The 16,640-nt window shown below is 67.3% G+C and carries 15 protein-coding genes; 5 read left to right on the forward strand and 10 right to left on the reverse strand.

Annotation, left to right across the window (positions count from 1 at the left end):
* Window positions 1-117 precede the first annotated feature (117 nt).
* The 10 genes from F8O03_RS12170 to F8O03_RS12215 form a co-directional block, all read right to left on the reverse strand.
* Window positions 118-603 carry a PTS sugar transporter subunit IIA gene (locus tag F8O03_RS12170; RefSeq protein WP_151424100.1) on the reverse strand — a complete coding sequence of 162 codons (486 nt, stop codon included), beginning with the start codon at window positions 601-603 and terminating at the stop codon, window positions 118-120.
* Window positions 600-1,742 carry an adenosine deaminase gene (locus tag F8O03_RS12175; protein ID WP_244296238.1) on the reverse strand — a complete coding sequence of 381 codons (1,143 nt, stop codon included), beginning with the start codon at window positions 1,740-1,742 and terminating at the stop codon, window positions 600-602. The genes F8O03_RS12170 and F8O03_RS12175 overlap by 4 nt, the downstream gene beginning before the upstream one ends.
* A 138-nt stretch (window positions 1,743-1,880) precedes the next feature.
* Complete coding sequence (locus tag F8O03_RS12180; RefSeq protein WP_151424101.1) at window positions 1,881-3,203, reverse strand: thymidine phosphorylase; 1,323 nt, start codon at window positions 3,201-3,203, stop codon at window positions 1,881-1,883.
* Window positions 3,200-3,619, reverse strand: coding sequence for a cytidine deaminase (locus F8O03_RS12185; protein WP_151424102.1), 420 nt, complete (start codon window positions 3,617-3,619; stop codon window positions 3,200-3,202). Before F8O03_RS12185 ends, F8O03_RS12180 begins: the two co-directional genes overlap by 4 nt.
* Window positions 3,620-3,627: 8 nt before the next feature.
* Window positions 3,628-4,938, reverse strand: a complete 1,311-nt coding sequence (locus F8O03_RS12190) for an ABC transporter permease (RefSeq protein ID WP_151424103.1) — start codon at window positions 4,936-4,938, stop codon at window positions 3,628-3,630.
* Complete coding sequence (locus F8O03_RS12195) at window positions 4,935-6,260, reverse strand: ABC transporter permease (RefSeq protein ID WP_151424104.1); 1,326 nt, start codon at window positions 6,258-6,260, stop codon at window positions 4,935-4,937. The genes F8O03_RS12190 and F8O03_RS12195 overlap by 4 nt, the downstream gene beginning before the upstream one ends.
* A complete protein-coding gene (locus tag F8O03_RS12200) occupies window positions 6,257-7,756 on the reverse strand; it encodes an ABC transporter ATP-binding protein (RefSeq protein ID WP_104252208.1) in 1,500 nt (499 codons plus the stop codon). The genes F8O03_RS12195 and F8O03_RS12200 overlap by 4 nt, the downstream gene beginning before the upstream one ends.
* 185 nt (window positions 7,757-7,941) lie before the next feature.
* On the reverse strand, window positions 7,942-9,027 hold the full coding sequence (locus F8O03_RS12205; RefSeq protein WP_244296240.1) for a BMP family lipoprotein: 1,086 nt from the start codon (window positions 9,025-9,027) through the stop codon (window positions 7,942-7,944).
* 239 nt (window positions 9,028-9,266) lie between these two features.
* Window positions 9,267-10,352 carry a BMP family lipoprotein gene (locus F8O03_RS12210; protein ID WP_151424105.1) on the reverse strand — a complete coding sequence of 362 codons (1,086 nt, stop codon included), beginning with the start codon at window positions 10,350-10,352 and terminating at the stop codon, window positions 9,267-9,269.
* A gap of 91 nt (window positions 10,353-10,443) precedes the next feature.
* Window positions 10,444-11,556, reverse strand: a complete 1,113-nt coding sequence (locus F8O03_RS12215) for a mannose-1-phosphate guanylyltransferase (RefSeq protein ID WP_151424106.1) — start codon at window positions 11,554-11,556, stop codon at window positions 10,444-10,446.
* Between the two features lie 124 nt (window positions 11,557-11,680).
* On the opposite strand from F8O03_RS12215, the gene F8O03_RS12220 reads away from it, so the two are divergent.
* The 5 genes from F8O03_RS12220 to F8O03_RS12240 all read left to right on the forward strand — a co-directional run bounded on the left by F8O03_RS12220 (window position 11,681) and on the right by F8O03_RS12240 (window position 16,551).
* Window positions 11,681-12,826, forward strand: a complete 1,146-nt coding sequence (locus tag F8O03_RS12220) for a glycosyltransferase family 4 protein (RefSeq protein WP_151424107.1) — start codon at window positions 11,681-11,683, stop codon at window positions 12,824-12,826.
* A 302-nt stretch (window positions 12,827-13,128) separates the two neighbouring features.
* A complete protein-coding gene (gene sdhC, locus F8O03_RS12225; RefSeq protein WP_104252310.1) occupies window positions 13,129-13,461 on the forward strand; it encodes a succinate dehydrogenase, cytochrome b556 subunit in 333 nt (110 codons plus the stop codon).
* A 12-nt stretch (window positions 13,462-13,473) separates the two neighbouring features.
* Window positions 13,474-13,917: a succinate dehydrogenase, hydrophobic membrane anchor protein gene (gene sdhD, locus F8O03_RS12230; protein WP_179557903.1), complete on the forward strand. Its 444-nt coding sequence runs from the start codon at window positions 13,474-13,476 to the stop codon at window positions 13,915-13,917.
* Window positions 13,918-13,972: 55 nt separating this feature from the next.
* The gene (gene sdhA, locus F8O03_RS12235; RefSeq protein ID WP_104252203.1) at window positions 13,973-15,775 is read left to right on the forward strand and encodes a succinate dehydrogenase flavoprotein subunit; all 1,803 of its coding nucleotides are present in this window, start codon (window positions 13,973-13,975) and stop codon (window positions 15,773-15,775) included.
* Between the two features lie 14 nt (window positions 15,776-15,789).
* Window positions 15,790-16,551: a succinate dehydrogenase iron-sulfur subunit gene (locus tag F8O03_RS12240; RefSeq protein WP_104252202.1), complete on the forward strand. Its 762-nt coding sequence runs from the start codon at window positions 15,790-15,792 to the stop codon at window positions 16,549-16,551.
* Window positions 16,552-16,640 lie beyond the last annotated feature (89 nt).

Here is a 16,640-nt window from a genome sequence, read left to right on the forward strand (position 1 = left end):
CAGGTTCGAAGCGCATCCACTCGCGGAAATCGGACACGACGGTGGAGGATTGCTGGCGACCGATCACGGTCGCGTCGGGTGGGGCTCGCAGGCCCCGGGGCATACGGAGCGCCGGCGTCAGGCGATGACGAGTCCCGCAGCCGCGAGGCGCGGTTTGAGCAGCTCGACCAGCGACGCGGGCGACTCCGCTGCGATGAGCTCGCTGAGCACTGCCTCGTTGTCGAAGGTCTTCGCGAGGGCCGCGATGAGCTTCAGGTGCTCGGATGCGCTGGTCGCCGTCATGCCGACGACGACCCGCACCGGGTCGTAGCGCGCGTGACCGAAGCCGACTCCCTCCGGGTAGGTGATGACGGCGAGACCGTTCTCGATGGTCTCCTCGCCGGGTCGCGCGTGCACGAGCGCGACCCCTGGGCCGACGACGACGTAGGGGCCGAAGCGCTCGATGACGCGGACCATGTTGCTCGTGTACCCGCGCTTCGCGAACCCGCGCTCGGCGAGCAGCTCGCCCATCTGGCCGACGGCCTGCCGCCAGTCGAGGGCGTGCTCCGCGAGGCGCACGCTGGTGGGGTCGAACTGCAGCTCAGGTGTGGCCTGCGCGTTCATGCTCCCGCCTCGTCGAACCCTTCGCTCACGATCTCCGCCAGCTCTTCGCGATCCTCGATCGGCAGGAAGGCGCCTTCCGCGGCGTTGAGCTGGAATGTCTCGAGGTCAGCGAGGTCGTAATCGAAGGTGTCCGCGAGCAACGTCAATTCGCGGGAGATGCTCGTGGCGCTCATGAGGCGATTGTCGGTGTTGACGGTCACGGTGAACCCGAGCTGGTAGAGCAGATCGAAGGGGTGGTCTTCGATGTTCTCACCCCAGGCGGCGATGGCGCCGGTCTGCAGGTTCGAGGACGGGCTGAGCTCGAGCGGGATGCGGCGGTCGCGCACCCACTGCGCGAGTCGCCCGAGCGACACGTAGGTGCCGTCCTCGTCTTCACCCTCGAGGTCGATGTCTTCCGCGATGCGCACGCCGTGGCCGAGACGCAGCGCGTGTGCGTCGAAGATGGCGCTCTCGATGGAGTCGAGCCCGGCTGCCTCGCCCGCGTGCACCGTCGTCGGGAAGCGCTCAGACATGAGGTAGTCGAAGGCCTCCTGCAGGTTCGTGGGCGGGAAGCCGTCTTCCGGGCCGGCGATGTCGAAGCCGACGACACCCTGCTCGCGGTGGCGGACGGCGAGCTTGGCGATCTCGAGGCCGTTGCCCGCGTGGCGCATCGCGCTGACCAGCTGGCCGATGCGGATGCGCTTGCCGTGCGAACGCACGTCGTCGATGCCCTCGTTGATGCCTGCCTGCACGGCGTTGACCGCGTCGTCCAAGCTCAGTCCGCGCTTGAGGTGCTGTTCGGGAGCCCAGCGGACTTCGCCGTAGACGACGCCGTCGGCGCCGAGGTCGTTGACGAAGTCGCGGGCGACGCGGCGAAGGCCGTGTGCGGTCTGCATGACGGCCGTGGTGACGTCGAAGGTCTTCAGGTACTCGACGAGCGAGCCGGAGTCGGACTGGTCAGCGAACCAGTTCGAGAGCTCGGGCGCGTTCGCTGCGGGGAGCTCGAGGCCGATCTCGTCGGCCAGCTCGATGATCGTCTGGGCGCGGAGTCCGCCGTCGAGGTGGTCATGCAGCGACACCTTGGGCAGCGCGCGGATGTTGGTGCCGTCTCGCAGCGTGAAATCGTCCTCGTCGTATGGCGCGGAGCTCTGCACAGACACGGTGTTCCCCTTCGAATGTGGCCGCGATCCAGAAAGTGCGGCCGTCCAGAGCCATGATTCTATCTGGCGGAGGCAACCAGCGCGCGACCTGGCGTGGCGGTGTGGAGAAGGTCTCCCTTCTCCACACCGCGAGCTCGACTACTCTGCGCCGACGCGGCCAGCGATGAGCGGACCGCCGGTGAGGATCTCCGAGCCGGCGTCGCCGATCTCGTACGCCCCCTCGAGCGCCTCGAGGGCACGTGGGAAGCGGGCCGCATCCTCGGCGGAGAGCGTGAAGAGCACGTCCCCCTTCTTCACGGCGTCGCCCGGCTTGGCCGCGAGGTCGATGCCTGCCGAGTGGATGACCGGGTCCTGCTTGCGCGCGCGTCCGGCCCCGAGGCGCCACGCCGCGATGCCGAACGGCAGCGCTTCCTGGCGGACGAGCACACCGTCGCGGTCGGCGCGCACCTGGTGCGTCTCGCGCGCGACGGGCAGCGCCCCATCCGGGTCGCCGTCCTGCGCCGAGACCCACCGGCGCCACACGTCCATCGCCGCGCCGTTCTTCAGCGCGCCCTCGACGTCGGCGTCCGGCTGCCCCGCGAGGCGGAGCATCTCGCGAGCCAGTTCGACGGTGAGCTCGACGACATCGGCGGGGCCGCCACCGGCGAGCACCTCGACTGACTCTCGCACCTCGTTGGCGTTGCCGATCGCGAGCCCGAGCGGCACGTTCATGTTCGTGAGCAGCGCCGAGGTGCGGACGCCGGCATCCTCGCCGAGCGCGACCATCGTCTCGGCGAGCGCCCGCGAACGCTCGATGTCGCCCATGAACGAGCCGGAGCCGAATTTCACGTCGAGCACCAGCGAGTCGGTGCCCTCGGCGATCTTCTTCGACATGATGCTCGATGCGATGAGCGGGATGCACTCGACGGTTCCCGTGATGTCGCGGAGCGCGTAGAGCTTCTTGTCTGCGGGAGCCAGGCCGGCGCCGGCCGCGCAGATGACGCCGCCGATCTCCTGCAGGAGGGTGAACATCTCCTCGTTCGAGAGCTCGGCCCTCCAGCCGGGGATGGCTTCGAGCTTGTCGAGGGTGCCGCCCGTGTGGCCGAGTCCGCGGCCCGAGAGCTGCGGCACGGCCACGCCGAACGAGGCGACGAGCGGCATCAGCGGGAGCGTGATCTTGTCGCCGACGCCACCCGTGGAGTGCTTGTCGACCGTGACCTTGCCGAGCCCGTCGAAGTTCATCCGCTCACCAGACGCGATCATCGCGAGCGTCATGTCGCGGATCTCGGTGCGCTCCATGCCGTTGAGGAAGATGGCCATCGCCATCGCGGCCATCTGCTCGTCGCCCACGTAGCCGTTCGCGTAGCGCGAGATGAGCCAGTCGATCTCGGGCGTCGACAGCACACGGCCGTCGCGCTTCGCCTTGATGAGGTCGACGGCGTCGAACGCCTCGATTGCGGACTGGGCGGGGGTGGAGCTCATTTGATCCCTTCGAGATCTCTGGGGCCGAACGCGTCCGGCAGAACCTGGTCGATGGTGCGGATACCCGAGACGGTCTCGAGGAGCATCCCCGGTGCCGAGAACTCGTACAGCAGCTGGCGGCAGCGGCCGCACGGCATGATGACGTCGCCGTCGCCGTTGCAGCAGGTGAAGGCGACGAGCTTGCCGCCTCCGCTCGCCTGGAGTGCCGATACGAGTCCGCACTCGGCGCAGAGGCCGACCCCGTAGCTTGCGTTCTCGACGTTGCAGCCGACGACGATGCGACCGTCTTCGACGAGCGCGGCCGCGCCGACGGAGTAGTTCGAGTAGGGCGCGTACGCCTTCGTCATGATGTCGCGCGCAGCCTCGCGGAGGGTCGCCCAGTCGGGCTCGAGCGCTTCGGTTCCTGTTGCCGTCATGGCTGCACCTATGCCTTCACGTAGGGTTTGCCCGCCGCGGCGGGGCCTCTGGACTGGCCGACGAAACCGGCCACGGCGAGGATCGTCACGATGTACGGGATCATCGCCATGAACTCGGGCGGGATGTTCGCCCCGACCTGGCTCACGAGGGTCTTCAGGTTCGAGGCGAACCCGAAGAGCAGCGCGGCGAGGGTCGCGTAGACCGGGTGCCAGCGGCCGAAGATGAGGGCGGCGAGGGCGATGTATCCCTGGCCGCTCGTCATCTCCTGGCTGAACGACCCGACGCTGCCGAGTGTGAAGAAGCTGCCGCCCGCGCCGGCGATGGCGCCGGAGAGCAGGACGTTCCAGAAGCGGGTCTTGTTCACCTTGATGCCAACCGTGTCGGCCGCCTTCGGGTGCTCGCCGACGGCGCGGAGGCGCAGGCCCCAGCGGGTCTTGAAGAGGGCGAAGGTGAGGACGGGCACCGTGATGAACATCAGGTACACGATGAACGTGTTGTCGAACAGCAGCGGCCCGATGACCGGGATGTCACTGAGCAGGGGAATCGCGAAGCGCGGGTACTTCTCGTCCTGGGCGATCGTGTTGAGGAATCCGCTGTCGCGCGTCATGACGCCCGAGTAGAGGAAGTTCGTGAGTCCGATCACGAGCATGTTGATGACGACACCGACGACGACCTGCTCGACCAGGTAGCGGATCGAGAAGACGGCGAGGATGAGCGACACGAGCATGCCGGCGAGGATCGCGCCGAGGAGGCCGAGGAACGGGTTGCCCGTCATCGATCCGATGAGCGCGGAGGTGAAGGCACCGGCGAGGAGCTGGCCCTCGATGGCGATGTTCACGACGCCGACGCGCTCGGAGACGAGGCCGGCCATCGAGCCGAAGATGAGCGGGGTCGAGATCGCGAGCGTTCCCGTGAGCAGCCAGGTCAGCGGCACGTTGGCGTTCGCGCCGATGAAGACGATGAGCGCCCACACCCAGAGGATGCCGAAGACGACCATGACCCACATGGGCAGCTTCGCGCCTGCCGCGGTGCGGAGGAAGGCGACGACCGTGATGCCGGCGAGGATCACGCCGATGACGAGGTTCGTGACCATGGTCGGGAGGACCAGCGGGTCGAACTTGATCGGCACGCCGTCCGAGTTGAGGTCGATCGTGCTCGAGGCGCCCGCGGGTGCGAGGAGCCCGAAGACGACGAGGACGAGCGCGCTGAAGAAGGCGTACGCGATGGGGGCCTTCCAGCTGCGCGTCGTGCGGACCTCAGCCTTGGTGCTCGCGCCTACCGGGATCTGCTCCTCGGTGCTCGGCGTCACTGCGGTCATGCGTTCACCTCGTTCTTCTTGCCGTTGCTGCCTTTGCCCGTGCCGTCCTTCGTGCTCGACGGCCCGTCATCCTGCCCTTCCCTCGCTGCGCGGATGCGGTCGAGCAGGCGGATGCCGGAGGGCTTCGGCAGGCGGAAGATCGCCCGGATGAGCGGAGGCGCCGCGATGAAGAGGACGATGAGGCCCTGGATGACGGCGACGATGTCGATCGGGATGCCCTCGACGACCTGCATCGGGAAGGAGCCGGCCTTGAGCGCGCCGAAGAGGAGGCCGGCGAGGATGATGCCGACGGGGTGTCCCGCGCCGAGGAGCGCGACCGTGATGGCATCGAAGCCGATGCCGGCGTGGACGCCGGGGTCGTAGCCCGCGGTAGCGCGTCCGAGCACCTGGGTGGCTCCGGCGAGGCCGATGAAGGCACCGGCGATGGCCATGGTGAGGAACGTGATGAAGGCGACGTTGATGCCCGCGGTGCGAGCGGCGCTCGGGTTGAGGCCGACGGCTCGCACCTTGAAGCCGATCGTCGTGCGCTCCATGATCCACCAGTAGACGAAGGCGGCGATGATCGCGAGGATGAAGCCCCAGTCGGCGGCGCCCACGAGGTCGGGCAGCTGCGCCGACTCGACGATGGGCTTGGCCTTGGCGTTTCCGCCGGCGCCTTCCGCCTGGAAGGCCGGGGTCTTGAGCAGGTACGTGAGACCCCAGAACGCGATCCAGTTGAGCATGATCGTGACGATCACCTCGTGCGCACCGGTCTGCGCCTTCAGCCACCCTGCGATGCCGGCCCAGATCGAGCCGCCGACGATGCCGGCGAACGCTGCGACGAGCACGTGCACGACGAAGGGAAGCTGCAGGCTCGCGCCCACGAAGCCGGTGAAGAGCGCGGCGATGAGGATCTGTCCCTGACCACCGATGTTGAACAGGCCAGCGCGGAACGCGAAGGCCACCCCGAGGCCGGCCGTGATGAGCGGCGTCGCCCACATGAGCGTGTTCGTCAGCGGGACGAAGCCGTTGCGGGGCGAGTAGATCGCGCCCTCCCACAGCGCGCGGAACGCACCGCCGATGACGCCGCCCGCGGCGGTGAAGAGGTCCATCGGCCGCGAGAAGAAGTACCCGGTCGTCTCGAGCACATCGTCGCTGGTGAAGACGACGAGGAGCGAGCCGATGAGCAGCGCGAGCACGATCGCCAGGATGGAGCGCAGCGGCCCGCCCCCGAGGATGTCGCGCCAGAGGCCGTGCCACGGCGACTGCTCGCTCGCGGTGACCGGCACCTGCGTGCCGGGTGGTGGCGGCGTCTCGGCCGTCACGTTCTGGAGCTGGCTCATACTTCGACCCCCGCCATCATCTGGCCGAGCACGTCGCGCGACGTCTCCGGTCCAACGATTCCCATGCTCTTGCCCTGGTACATGACCATGATCCGATCCGCCAATTGCACAACCTCGTCGAGCTCGGTCGACACGATGATGACCGGGATGCCCGAGTCGCGGACGCGCACGATCTGCTCGTGCACGAACTCGATCGATCCGACGTCGAGACCGCGCGTCGGCTGCGAGGCGATGAACATCCGCAGGTCCCGGCCGAGCTCGCGCGCGAGGACGACCTTCTGCTGGTTGCCACCGGAGAGGCGGCCGACGGCTGTCTCGATGGAGGGTGCCCTGACGTCGAAGTCCTTGACGTTCTTCTCGGCGAAGGCCGTGATCTCGCGCAGGTTCAGCGCGATCCCGTTCGAGAACGGTGCACGGTCGGCGCGGTCGAGCACGAGGTTCTCGGCGATCGTGAAGTCGCCGACGATGCCGTCTTCCGTCCGGTCTTCCGGCACGAAGCCGAGCCCGGCATCCAGCGTCTTCTTGACGGTCTGCCCGATGAGCTCGTTGCCGTCGAGGCTGATCGAGCCGAGAGCCTTCTTGTGGAGGCCGAGGATGGCCTCCGTCAGCTCGGTCTGGCCGTTGCCCTGCACACCGGCGATGACGAGGATCTCGCCCTCGCGAACCTCGAAGCTGAGGTCGTCGACCTGCTTGGCGCCGACCTCGTCGAAGACCGTCAGCTCGGAGACGACGAACGTCGTCTCCCCCAGCTTCGGGGCCTCCTTGTCGACGTCGAGGTCCACCGCACGGCCGACCATCTTCGCGGCGAGCTCCTCGTTGGACTCGCTCGGGAGTGCTGTGCCGACGACCTTGCCGCGGCGGATGACGGTGATGCGGTCCGCGACCTTGCGGACCTCGCGCAGCTTGTGCGTGATGAAGACGATGGACGTGCCCGCCTTGCGCAGCTGGTCCATGATGACGATCAGCTCGTCGGTCTCCTGCGGCGTGAGCACGGCGGTTGGCTCATCCAGGACGAGGATCTTCGCGTCTCGCGAGAGCGCCTTGATGATCTCGACGCGCTGCTGCGCGCCGACGGGCAGGTGCTCGACCAGCGCATCCGGATCGATGTTGAAGCCGAACTGCGCCGAGAGGTCGCGAACCTTCTGGCGAGCGCTGTCGATGTCGAGGACACCCGCACCGTTCGCTGGCTCGTGGCCGAGCATGAGGTTCTCGGCCACCGTGAAGACGGGGATGAGCATGAAGTGCTGGTGGACCATGCCGATGCCGGAGGCCATTGCGTCGCCCGGCCCGGAGAAGTGCTGGACGGCGTCGTCCAGCAGGATCTCGCCCTCGTCGGCCTGGTACAGGCCGTAGAGCACGTTCATCAGGGTCGACTTGCCAGCACCGTTCTCGCCGAGGAGCGCATGGATCTCGCCCTCCTCGATCGTGAGGTTGATGTTGTCGTTGGCCGTGAAGGCACCAAATCGCTTGGTGATGCCTCGAAGCTCGAGTTTCATAGCGGTCCACTTCGCTGTGCGGTAGTGCGGGATACGGCCTGGTGGGCCGGTCGTGCTGGAGCCGGGACGGCGGGTGGCCGCCACCGGCTCGGATTGCATGCGTAGGCATGCTACGGGGCCGCCGCGAGTTGCGCGACGGCCCCGCATCCATGTTGTGCCCGGACGTCAGTCCAGACACCGGAGGGTCAGACCTTTGGTGAGGAAGGCGACAGTTCCGGGTACTTGCCGTCGATGACTTCCTGCTTCAGCGACTCGATCTCGTCGAGCGTGCCTTCCGGCAGCTCCGACTCGAAGGCGCCGAAGCCGGAGAGGCTGACGCCCTCGTTCTCGAGGACGCCCGTGTAGGTCGTGCCACCCTCGAAGGTGCCGTCGACGCTCTGGGAGATGGCGTCGAGAACGGTGACGTCGAGTCCCTTCATGATCGAGACGAGGATGATGTCCGCGTACTGCTCGTCGGCGATGGCGAGGTCGGAGTCGACGCCGAGGATGACGGCGTCCTGACCGCCTTCGCGGATCGCTTCTGCTGCGCCCTGGTAGAGGGGCCCGCCGACGGGGAGGATGACGTCCGCACCCTGGCTCAGGAAGCCGGTGGAGATCTCCTTGGCACGGGAGACGTTCGTGAAGTCATCGACGAACGAGCCCTGCTGCGAGTCGACGTCCCAGCCGATGACCTTGACGTCCTTGCCCTTGACCTCGTTGAAGTGCTTGACGCCGTTGGCGAAGCCGTCCATGAAGATCGTGACGGTCGGGATGGCCGCGCCGCCGTAGGTGGCGACGGTGCCCGTCTTCGAGTACGCGGCTGCTGCGTAGCCGGCGAGGAACGCGGCCTGCGCCGTGTCGTAGTTGAGCTCGAGCACGTTCGGGATGCCGAGGCCCTCGACGTCGACGATCGCGAAGTCGACCTCTGGGTTCGCCTCTGCTGCGGCAGCCGTCGCGTCGGCCAGCTTGAAGCCGACGGGGACGATGATGTTGCAGCCCTGGTCGACCATGGTCGTCAGGTTGGCCGCGTAGTCGTCCGGCGTCGCCGACTCTGCTTCGAGCACGCTGACTCCGAGCTCGGACTCCGCGTCCTCGAGACCGGTGTGCGCGAGCTGGTTGAAGGAGCGGTCGTCGAACCCGCCCTCGTCAGACACCATGCACGCGGTGAAGTCGGATGCACCTTCAGCTGGCGCGTCGCCCGCGTCCGGAGCTGGGGCACAACCGGCGAGCACGAGGGCTGCGACGCCCATGGTGCCAATTGCAGCGAAGCGCTGCTTCGAAGAGATAGCCACTCTCGATCCTCCTGAGTTGGATGTCCGTCGCACCGCAGAACGCGGATGCCGACGAAGCTGGTGATTGCCCGAGCATAGCCGTAGCCCGGCGTCACAATACGGCCGAGATCGGAATCGAAACCCGACCGTTGCACAGTTACGAGTGTGTTTCTCGGCGCGTCGGGCACCGATTCTCACGGGGTCGGAATTCTCCGAGCCGATCGGTCGGTGCGGGGTGCTGGATCGGGTCGCGAATCCGCTCAGTTCGCGCCCGTCGGCGACGACGGCGACTCGACGACGACGTCCCCCGCCACGATCTTGGCCTTCAGATCCTCGACCTCGGCCTTCAGCTCGGCGGGGATCTTCGAGTCCCAGTCGTGGAAGGAGGAGAGCCCGACTCCGTCGTTCCCGAGCGTGCCCACGTTGTTGCCCGGCTCGAAGGTGCCGTCGATGTCGGAGCCGATGACGCCGAGGATGGCCGGCTCCATCCGCTTCTCGACGGTCGTCACGAGCAGGGGGCGGTACTCCTCGCCGAGGAGCTCGTAGCCGTCGGAGTCGACCCAGATGATGCCGACGTCGCCGGCCGCGAGCGCTGCCGCGGCGGCGCCTTCACCGGCTTGGGCTGCGACAGGCATGATGATGTCCGCACCCTGCGAGATGAGCCCCTGCGCCGTCGTCTGCGCGGCGTTCGTGTTGGTGAAGTCGTCCGTGAACGAGCCCTGCTGCGTCTTCGGATCCCACCCGACGACACGCACCGACGCGCCCTTGGCGGTGTTGTACTGCTCGACGCCCGCCGCGAAGCCATCCATGAACACGGTCACGGGTGGCTGGTTGCCGCCGCCGAAGGTCCCGACGACGCCCGTCTGGCTGACGCCGGCCGCGAGGTACCCGGCGAGGAACGCGGCCTGCGCGGTGTCGTGCACGATCGAGGCCACGTTCGGCCCTTCGACGACTTCGTCGACGATCGAGTACGTGATGTCGGGATTCGCCTCGGCGGACGCCCTGGTCGCGTCGGCGAGCTCCCACCCGACCGTCACGATGTAGTCGCAGCCCTCACCGACCATGGTCTCGAGGTTCGTCTCGTAGTCGGCCTGCGACTGCGAGACGGTCTCGCGCATCTCCACGCCGTACTCCTCCTGCGCCGCCTCGAGCGACTCGAAGACGGCCTGGTTGAAGGAGCGGTCCTGGATGTTGCCGCTGTTCGCGACCATGCACGCGAGGTAGTCGCTGCCAGCGCCCGCCGCATCCGTCGAGCCCGGGGCGTCCGGCGGAGCCTGGCAGGCGGTCAGAGCGAGGGTGGCGACGGCGAGGGCACCGAAGGCGCCTGGGATGCGAGAGCGTGACATGCCGGAAGAGTAGTGGGCGCCGAGCCCAGACCGCTACGCGCGTGCACGGATCGTTGTGACCGTGCACGCGCGCAGAGAAGAAGGAGGCGGACTACAGGACTTCCGGGCGCCTCGACTCCTTGATCTCGGCGACCAGCTGCTTCACCTTCTGCGCGTTGGCCGCGGTCGTGACGAGCAGCGCATCCGGCGTATCGACCACGACGATGTCCTTGATGCCGGCGATGGCGACGACCCGGTCGGTGTGGTTGACGATGAGACCCGAGCCATCGACGACGACGACGTTGCTCTCGTCTCCGTGCACCGTCACCCCATTGCCGTTGGTGCTCTTGCGGAGTCGGCTCACCGCTGCGAAGTCACCCACGTCGTCCCACTGGAAGTAGCCGGGGATGACGGCGAGCTCACCACGCGCGGCGGCTGGCTCAGCCACCGTGTAGTCGATGGCGATCTTCTCGAGGCCAGGCCAGACGCGCGCCGTGACCTCGGCCTGCTGCTCGGTGCCCCAGGCATCCGCGATCTCGTTGATGCCAGCGGCCAGGGCCGGGTTCGACTCGGCGAGCGCCTCCATGAGGCGGTCGACGCGCGCGAAGAACATGCCGGCGTTCCACAGGTACTCGCCTGAGGCCAGGTAGCGACGCGCGGTCGCCTCCTTGGGCTTCTCGACGAACGCGTCGACCTTGCGGGCGCTCGGTGCGGCCGGGATCTTGAGGGGCTTGCCGGCGCGGATGTAGCCGAACGCCGTGGACGGCTCGATGGGCTGGATGCCGATCGTCACGATGACGCCGGCGTCGGCAGCCTCGACGGCCTCGCGGACTGCCGCGGCAAAGCGATCCGTCGCGCCGATGAGGTGGTCAGCGGCGAACGAGCCGATGATGGCGTCCGGCACACGACGCTGCAGGATCGCGGCAGCGAGTCCGATCGCCGCCGTCGATTCGCGACCCTCGCTCTCGAGGACGATGTTCTCCTCGATGAGCTCGGGAAGCTGCGCGCGCACCTCCTTCGCGTGCGCTTCACCCGTGACCACGAGCAGCCGGTCTTCAGCGCACAGCGGCGCGAGCCGGTCCCAGGTCGCCCTGAGCAGGGTCGAGCCGTTTCCGACGACGTCGTGGAGGAACTTCGGGGCTTCGGCCCGCGAGAGGGGCCAGAGTCGGGAACCGACGCCTCCCGCTGGGATCACGCCATAGAACCGATCGATCGCATCTGCCATGCGCAACACCATAGGGGAACACTGTCTCCTGCTGGTTTCGGCGTGACGAAGCTGTGGATATGTCGTCGGGAACACGTCGCCGGGAGTTCACCTCGACGCCACGCCGACCGCCTACCTTCGCATCATGCGCATCGCGGTCGTCACCGAGAGCTTCCTCCCCACTGTCAACGGCGTGACGAACAGCGTGTGCAAGGTGCTCGACCACCTCGCACTGCGCGGCCATGAGGCGATGATCATCACCCCGGCCGCCGGCTCGCCGAGCGAGTATCGCGGGTTTCGTGTCGTCGAGGTGCCGGCGCTCGACTACCGCCAGTTCCCCGTGGGCCTCCCTTCCCCAAGGGTGGACCGACTCCTCGCCGAGTTCGCGCCCGACATCGTGCACGCGGCGAGTCCCCTCTTTCTGGGATCGCAGGCGATCGCCGCCGCGAAGCGACGCGGCATCCCGAGCGTCGCCGTCTTCCAGACCGACGTCGCCGGGTACACGAAGCGCAACCGCCTGAGCGCCATGGAGGGCTTCGCCTGGTGGTTCATCCGCTGGCTGCACAACAACGCGGATCTGACCCTCGCGCCGTCGAGCGCGGCGCTCGGTGATCTGCGTCGCGCGAAGATCACCAACGCCACCCGCTGGGGTCGAGGCGTCGACCTCGAGACCTATCACCCGCGGAACAAGCACGAACAGGCCGTGCAGAACAGCCGCCGGCGGCTGGGCGCCGACTCCCGCACGATCATCGGCTACGTCGGTCGCCTCGCACCGGAGAAGCAGGTCGAGCGCCTCGCCTCGCTGCGCGGCCTCGATGGGGTGCAGCTCGTCGTCGTGGGCGATGGGCCTTCTGAACCGAGCATCCGCAAGGCACTGAAGGGCGTGCCCGTGCACTTCGCCGGCAGACTCGGTGGCCGCGACCTGGCTCTGGCCTACGCGAGCTTCGACGTCTTCGTGCACACGGGAACAGAGGAGACGTTCGGTCAGACCATCCAGGAGGCGCACGCGAGCGGCCTCCCCGTCGTGGCACCATACGCCGGTGGCCCGATCGACCTCGTCGAGCACGGCGTCGACGGCTTCCATTTCGATCCTGACCGAGCGGGCGACCTCGACCTCAGGGGCATGCTCGAGCAACTCGTCGATTCCCCGGGTCTTCGAGCGCGCATGGGCGAGGCCGGCCGACGGCGCGTGCTCTCCCGCTCGTGGACGAGCGTCTGCGACGAGCTCCTCGCGCACTACGCTTCCGTCATGGCGGATGCGCGGCAGCCGAGCGTTCTGCCCCACGCCTGAGCGTTCGGGCCCAGGCGCGGACGCCACCGCCGAATCATCACAAAGGAAGGTAAACCTTCCCAGCTGAGAAGCGCGGGAGGCGTAGTCTAGGCGGGTATCAACATGCCCAACGCAGTGTGGTTGGGGCCTGCCGCTCATCTTCACCTCCTCGGCGCAAGAGTCCTGAGCGGAAGAACGCAACGCGACAGAAGGGCAATCCCGTGTCAGCCGTACAGACACCAGCTCCGGCGGGCTCGACAGCCCCGAAGAAGTCAGCGAAGAAGCCGCATCGCGGCGGCACGCTGTACCGGGGGAACGAGGGCATGTGGTCCTGGGTTCTCCACCGCATCACCGGCGTCTCCATCTTCTTCTTCCTGATCGTGCACGTGCTCGACACGTCGCTCGTGCGCGTCAGCCCTGAGGCCTACAACGCGGCCATCCACACCTACCAGACGCCCATCATGGGCATCGGCGAGGTCGGACTCGTGGCAGCCATCTGCTACCACGCGTTCAATGGCATCCGCATCATCCTCATCGACTTCCTGCCGGGCGGCGCGAAGTACCAGAAGCTCATGTTCTGGATCGTCATCGGCCTGTGCGTCGTCACGATGATCGGCTTCACGCCCCGCCACCTCATCAACGTGTTCAGCCACTAGGAGGGAGCTGCCATGACTATCGAAACCATCGAGTACCCGCGCTCGGCAGCTGCCGCCAAGAACAGCACCAACTGGGAGCGCATCGGATGGGCGTTCATGCGCGTCTCCGGCGTGCTGCTCGTCATCCTGATCTTCGGCCACCTGTTCACGAACCTCATGGTCGGGCAGGGCGTCGCGGCGATCGACTTCGCCTTCGTCGCCGGCAAGATGGCCGACCCGTTCTGGGTCGTCTGGGACACGCTCATGCTCGTCCTCGCGTTCATCCACGGCGCCAACGGCATGCGCACGATCATCAACGACTACGTGTCGAAGGCCAGCACGCGCCGCGCCCTGCAGGTGACGCTGTTCATCGTCACGACGGTGCTCATCGTCCTGGGCCTCCTCGTGATCTACACGTTCGACCCGTGCCCCGCCAACGGCGCCGCCGAGAACCTGCCGAGCTTCTGCCCGGCCTAGCCGCGGCGTTCGGCCACACGACTTCCACCACCTGAGAAAGAAGAGCCACAGACATATGGCAGAGAAGCTCGCTCCGACGCGCACCGTCGACGGCGTCCACTACCACCAGCACGAGATCGTCATCGTCGGCGCTGGTGGCGCAGGGATGCGCGCGGCCATCGAGGCCGCCCAGGGCGCAGACACGGCTGTCGTCACGAAGCTCTACCCGACTCGCTCGCACACCGGTGCGGCCCAGGGCGGCATGGCCGCGGCCCTCGCGAACGTCGAGGACGACAACTGGGAGTGGCACACCTACGACACCGTCAAGGGCGGCGACTACATCGTCGACCAGGACTCTGCCGAGATCCTCGCGAAGGAAGCCATCGAGGCGGTCATCGACCTGGAGAACATGGGCCTCCCCTTCAACCGCACGCCAGAGGGCAAGATCGACCAGCGCCGCTTCGGTGGCCACACGCGCGACCACGGCAAGGCGCCGGTTCGCCGCGCCTGCTACGCGGCCGACCGCACCGGCCACATGATCCTCCAGACGCTGTACCAGAACTGCGTCAAGCACAACGTGAAGTTCTTCAACGAGTTCTACGCGCTCGACATCGTCATGACCGAGGTCGACGGCCAGGAGGTCCCCGCGGCCATCGTGGCGCTCGAACTCAAGACAGGCGAGCTGCACGTCTTCCAGGGGAAGGCCTTCATCTTCGCGACGGGCGGCTTCGGCAAGGTCTTCAAGACGACGTCGAACGCGCACACGCTCACGGGCGACGGCATGGGCATCGTCTGGCGCCGTGGCCTCCCGCTCGAGGACATGGAGTTCTACCAGTTCCACCCCACCGGTCTTGCCGGCCTCGGCATCCTCCTCACCGAGGGCGCACGCGGCGAGGGCGCGATCCTCCGCAACGCCTCCGGCGAGCGCTTCATGGAGCGCTACGCGCCCACCATCAAGGACCTCGCACCCCGCGACATCGTCGCCCGCTCCATGGTGCAGGAAGTCCTCGACGGTCGCGGCGCCGGCCCGCACAAGGACTACGTCTACCTCGACTGCACCCACCTCGGTGCCGAGGTCCTCGAGACGAAGCTGCCCGACATCACCGAGTTCGCGCGCACCTACCTCGGCGTCGACCCGGTCACCGAGCCCGTGCCCGTCTACCCGACCGCGCACTACGCGATGGGCGGCATTCCCACGAACAACGCCGGTGAGGTGCTCTCCGACAACGAGACCGTCATCCCCGGCCTGTATGCAGCCGGCGAATGCGCCTGCGTCTCGGTGCATGGCTCGAACCGACTCGGCACCAACTCGCTGCTCGACATCAACGTCTTCGGCAAGCGAAGCGGCCGCAACGCCGTCGAGTACGTCAAGACCGCGGAGTTCGCTCCCCTGCCCGACGACGCCGCCGCGTTCGTGAAGAGCATGGTCGACGACCTCCAGGCATCTACCGGCACCGAGTCCGTCGCCGGCCTCCGCCGCGAGCTGCAGGAGACGATGGACAAGAACGCCCAGGTCTTCCGCACGTCGGAGACACTGACCGAGGCGACCAAGGTCATCCACTCGCTGCGCGAGCGGTACACGCAGATCGCCGTCTTCGACAAGGGCAAGCGCTACAACACGGAGCTCCTCGAAGGCATCGAGCTCGGCTTCCTGCTCGACCTCGCCGAGGTGCTCGTCTACTGCGCACTCAACCGTGAGGAAAGCCGTGGCGGCCACATGCGCGACGACTTCCCGAAGCGCGACGACGTCAACTGGATGCACCACACCATGGCGTACCTCACCGGCGACCGGAAGTCCCCCGACCCCGCCGACCACATCCGACTCGACAAGAAGCCCGTGCGCGTGACGCGCTACGAGCCGACCGAGCGCAAGTACTAGGAAGGGCGGAACGAATGACTGCTGCAACAACTGAAGCCCCCGAGGCGGCCATCGAGGCTCCCAAGCCGTTCACGGTGACGCTCAACGTCCGCCGCTACAGCCCCGAGACGGACACCGAGCCGTACTGGGAGGCGTTCGACGTCGAGATGTACCCGACCGACCGCATCCTCGACGCGCTGCACCGCATCAAGTGGGACCAGGACGGCTCGCTCGCGTTCCGCCGCTCCTGCGCGCACGGCATCTGCGGTTCCGATGCCATGCGCATCAACGGCCGCAACCGCCTCGCCTGCAAGACGCTCGTCAAGGACCTCGACATCTCGAAGCCCATCTACGTCGAGGCCATCAAGGGGCTCCCCCTCGAGAAGGACCTCATCGTCGACATGGAGCCGTTCTTCGAGGCGTACCGCGAGGTCCAGCCCTTCCTGAAGGCACAGGCTGAGCCCGAGAAGGGCAAGGAGCGCTTCCAGTCGATCGCCGACCGCGAGCGCTTCGACGACACCACCAAGTGCATCCTGTGCGCCGCGTGCACCACGTCGTGCCCCGTCTTCTGGACCGACGGCCAGTACTTCGGACCCGCCGCGATCGTCAACGCGCACCGCTTCATCTTCGACTCCCGTGACGAAGACGCGAAGGTCCGCCTCGACATCCTCAACGACCGTGAGGGCGTGTGGCGCTGCCGCACCACCTTCAACTGCACCGAGGCCTGCCCCCGTGGCATCCAGGTGACCAAGGCCATCGCCGAGGTCAAGCAGGCGATGCTCAAGGGCCGCGTCTAGCGGTCCAGCGACCGCACGCGAAGAGGGGCAGCCGAGATCGGCTGCCCCTCTTCGCGTCTCCACTCGTCACGCCTCACCGCGTCCCCCGA

This window comes from Pseudoclavibacter terrae (assembly GCF_008831075.1).
In the GTDB taxonomy this organism is placed as follows: Bacteria; Actinomycetota; Actinomycetes; order Actinomycetales; family Microbacteriaceae; genus Pseudoclavibacter; species Pseudoclavibacter terrae.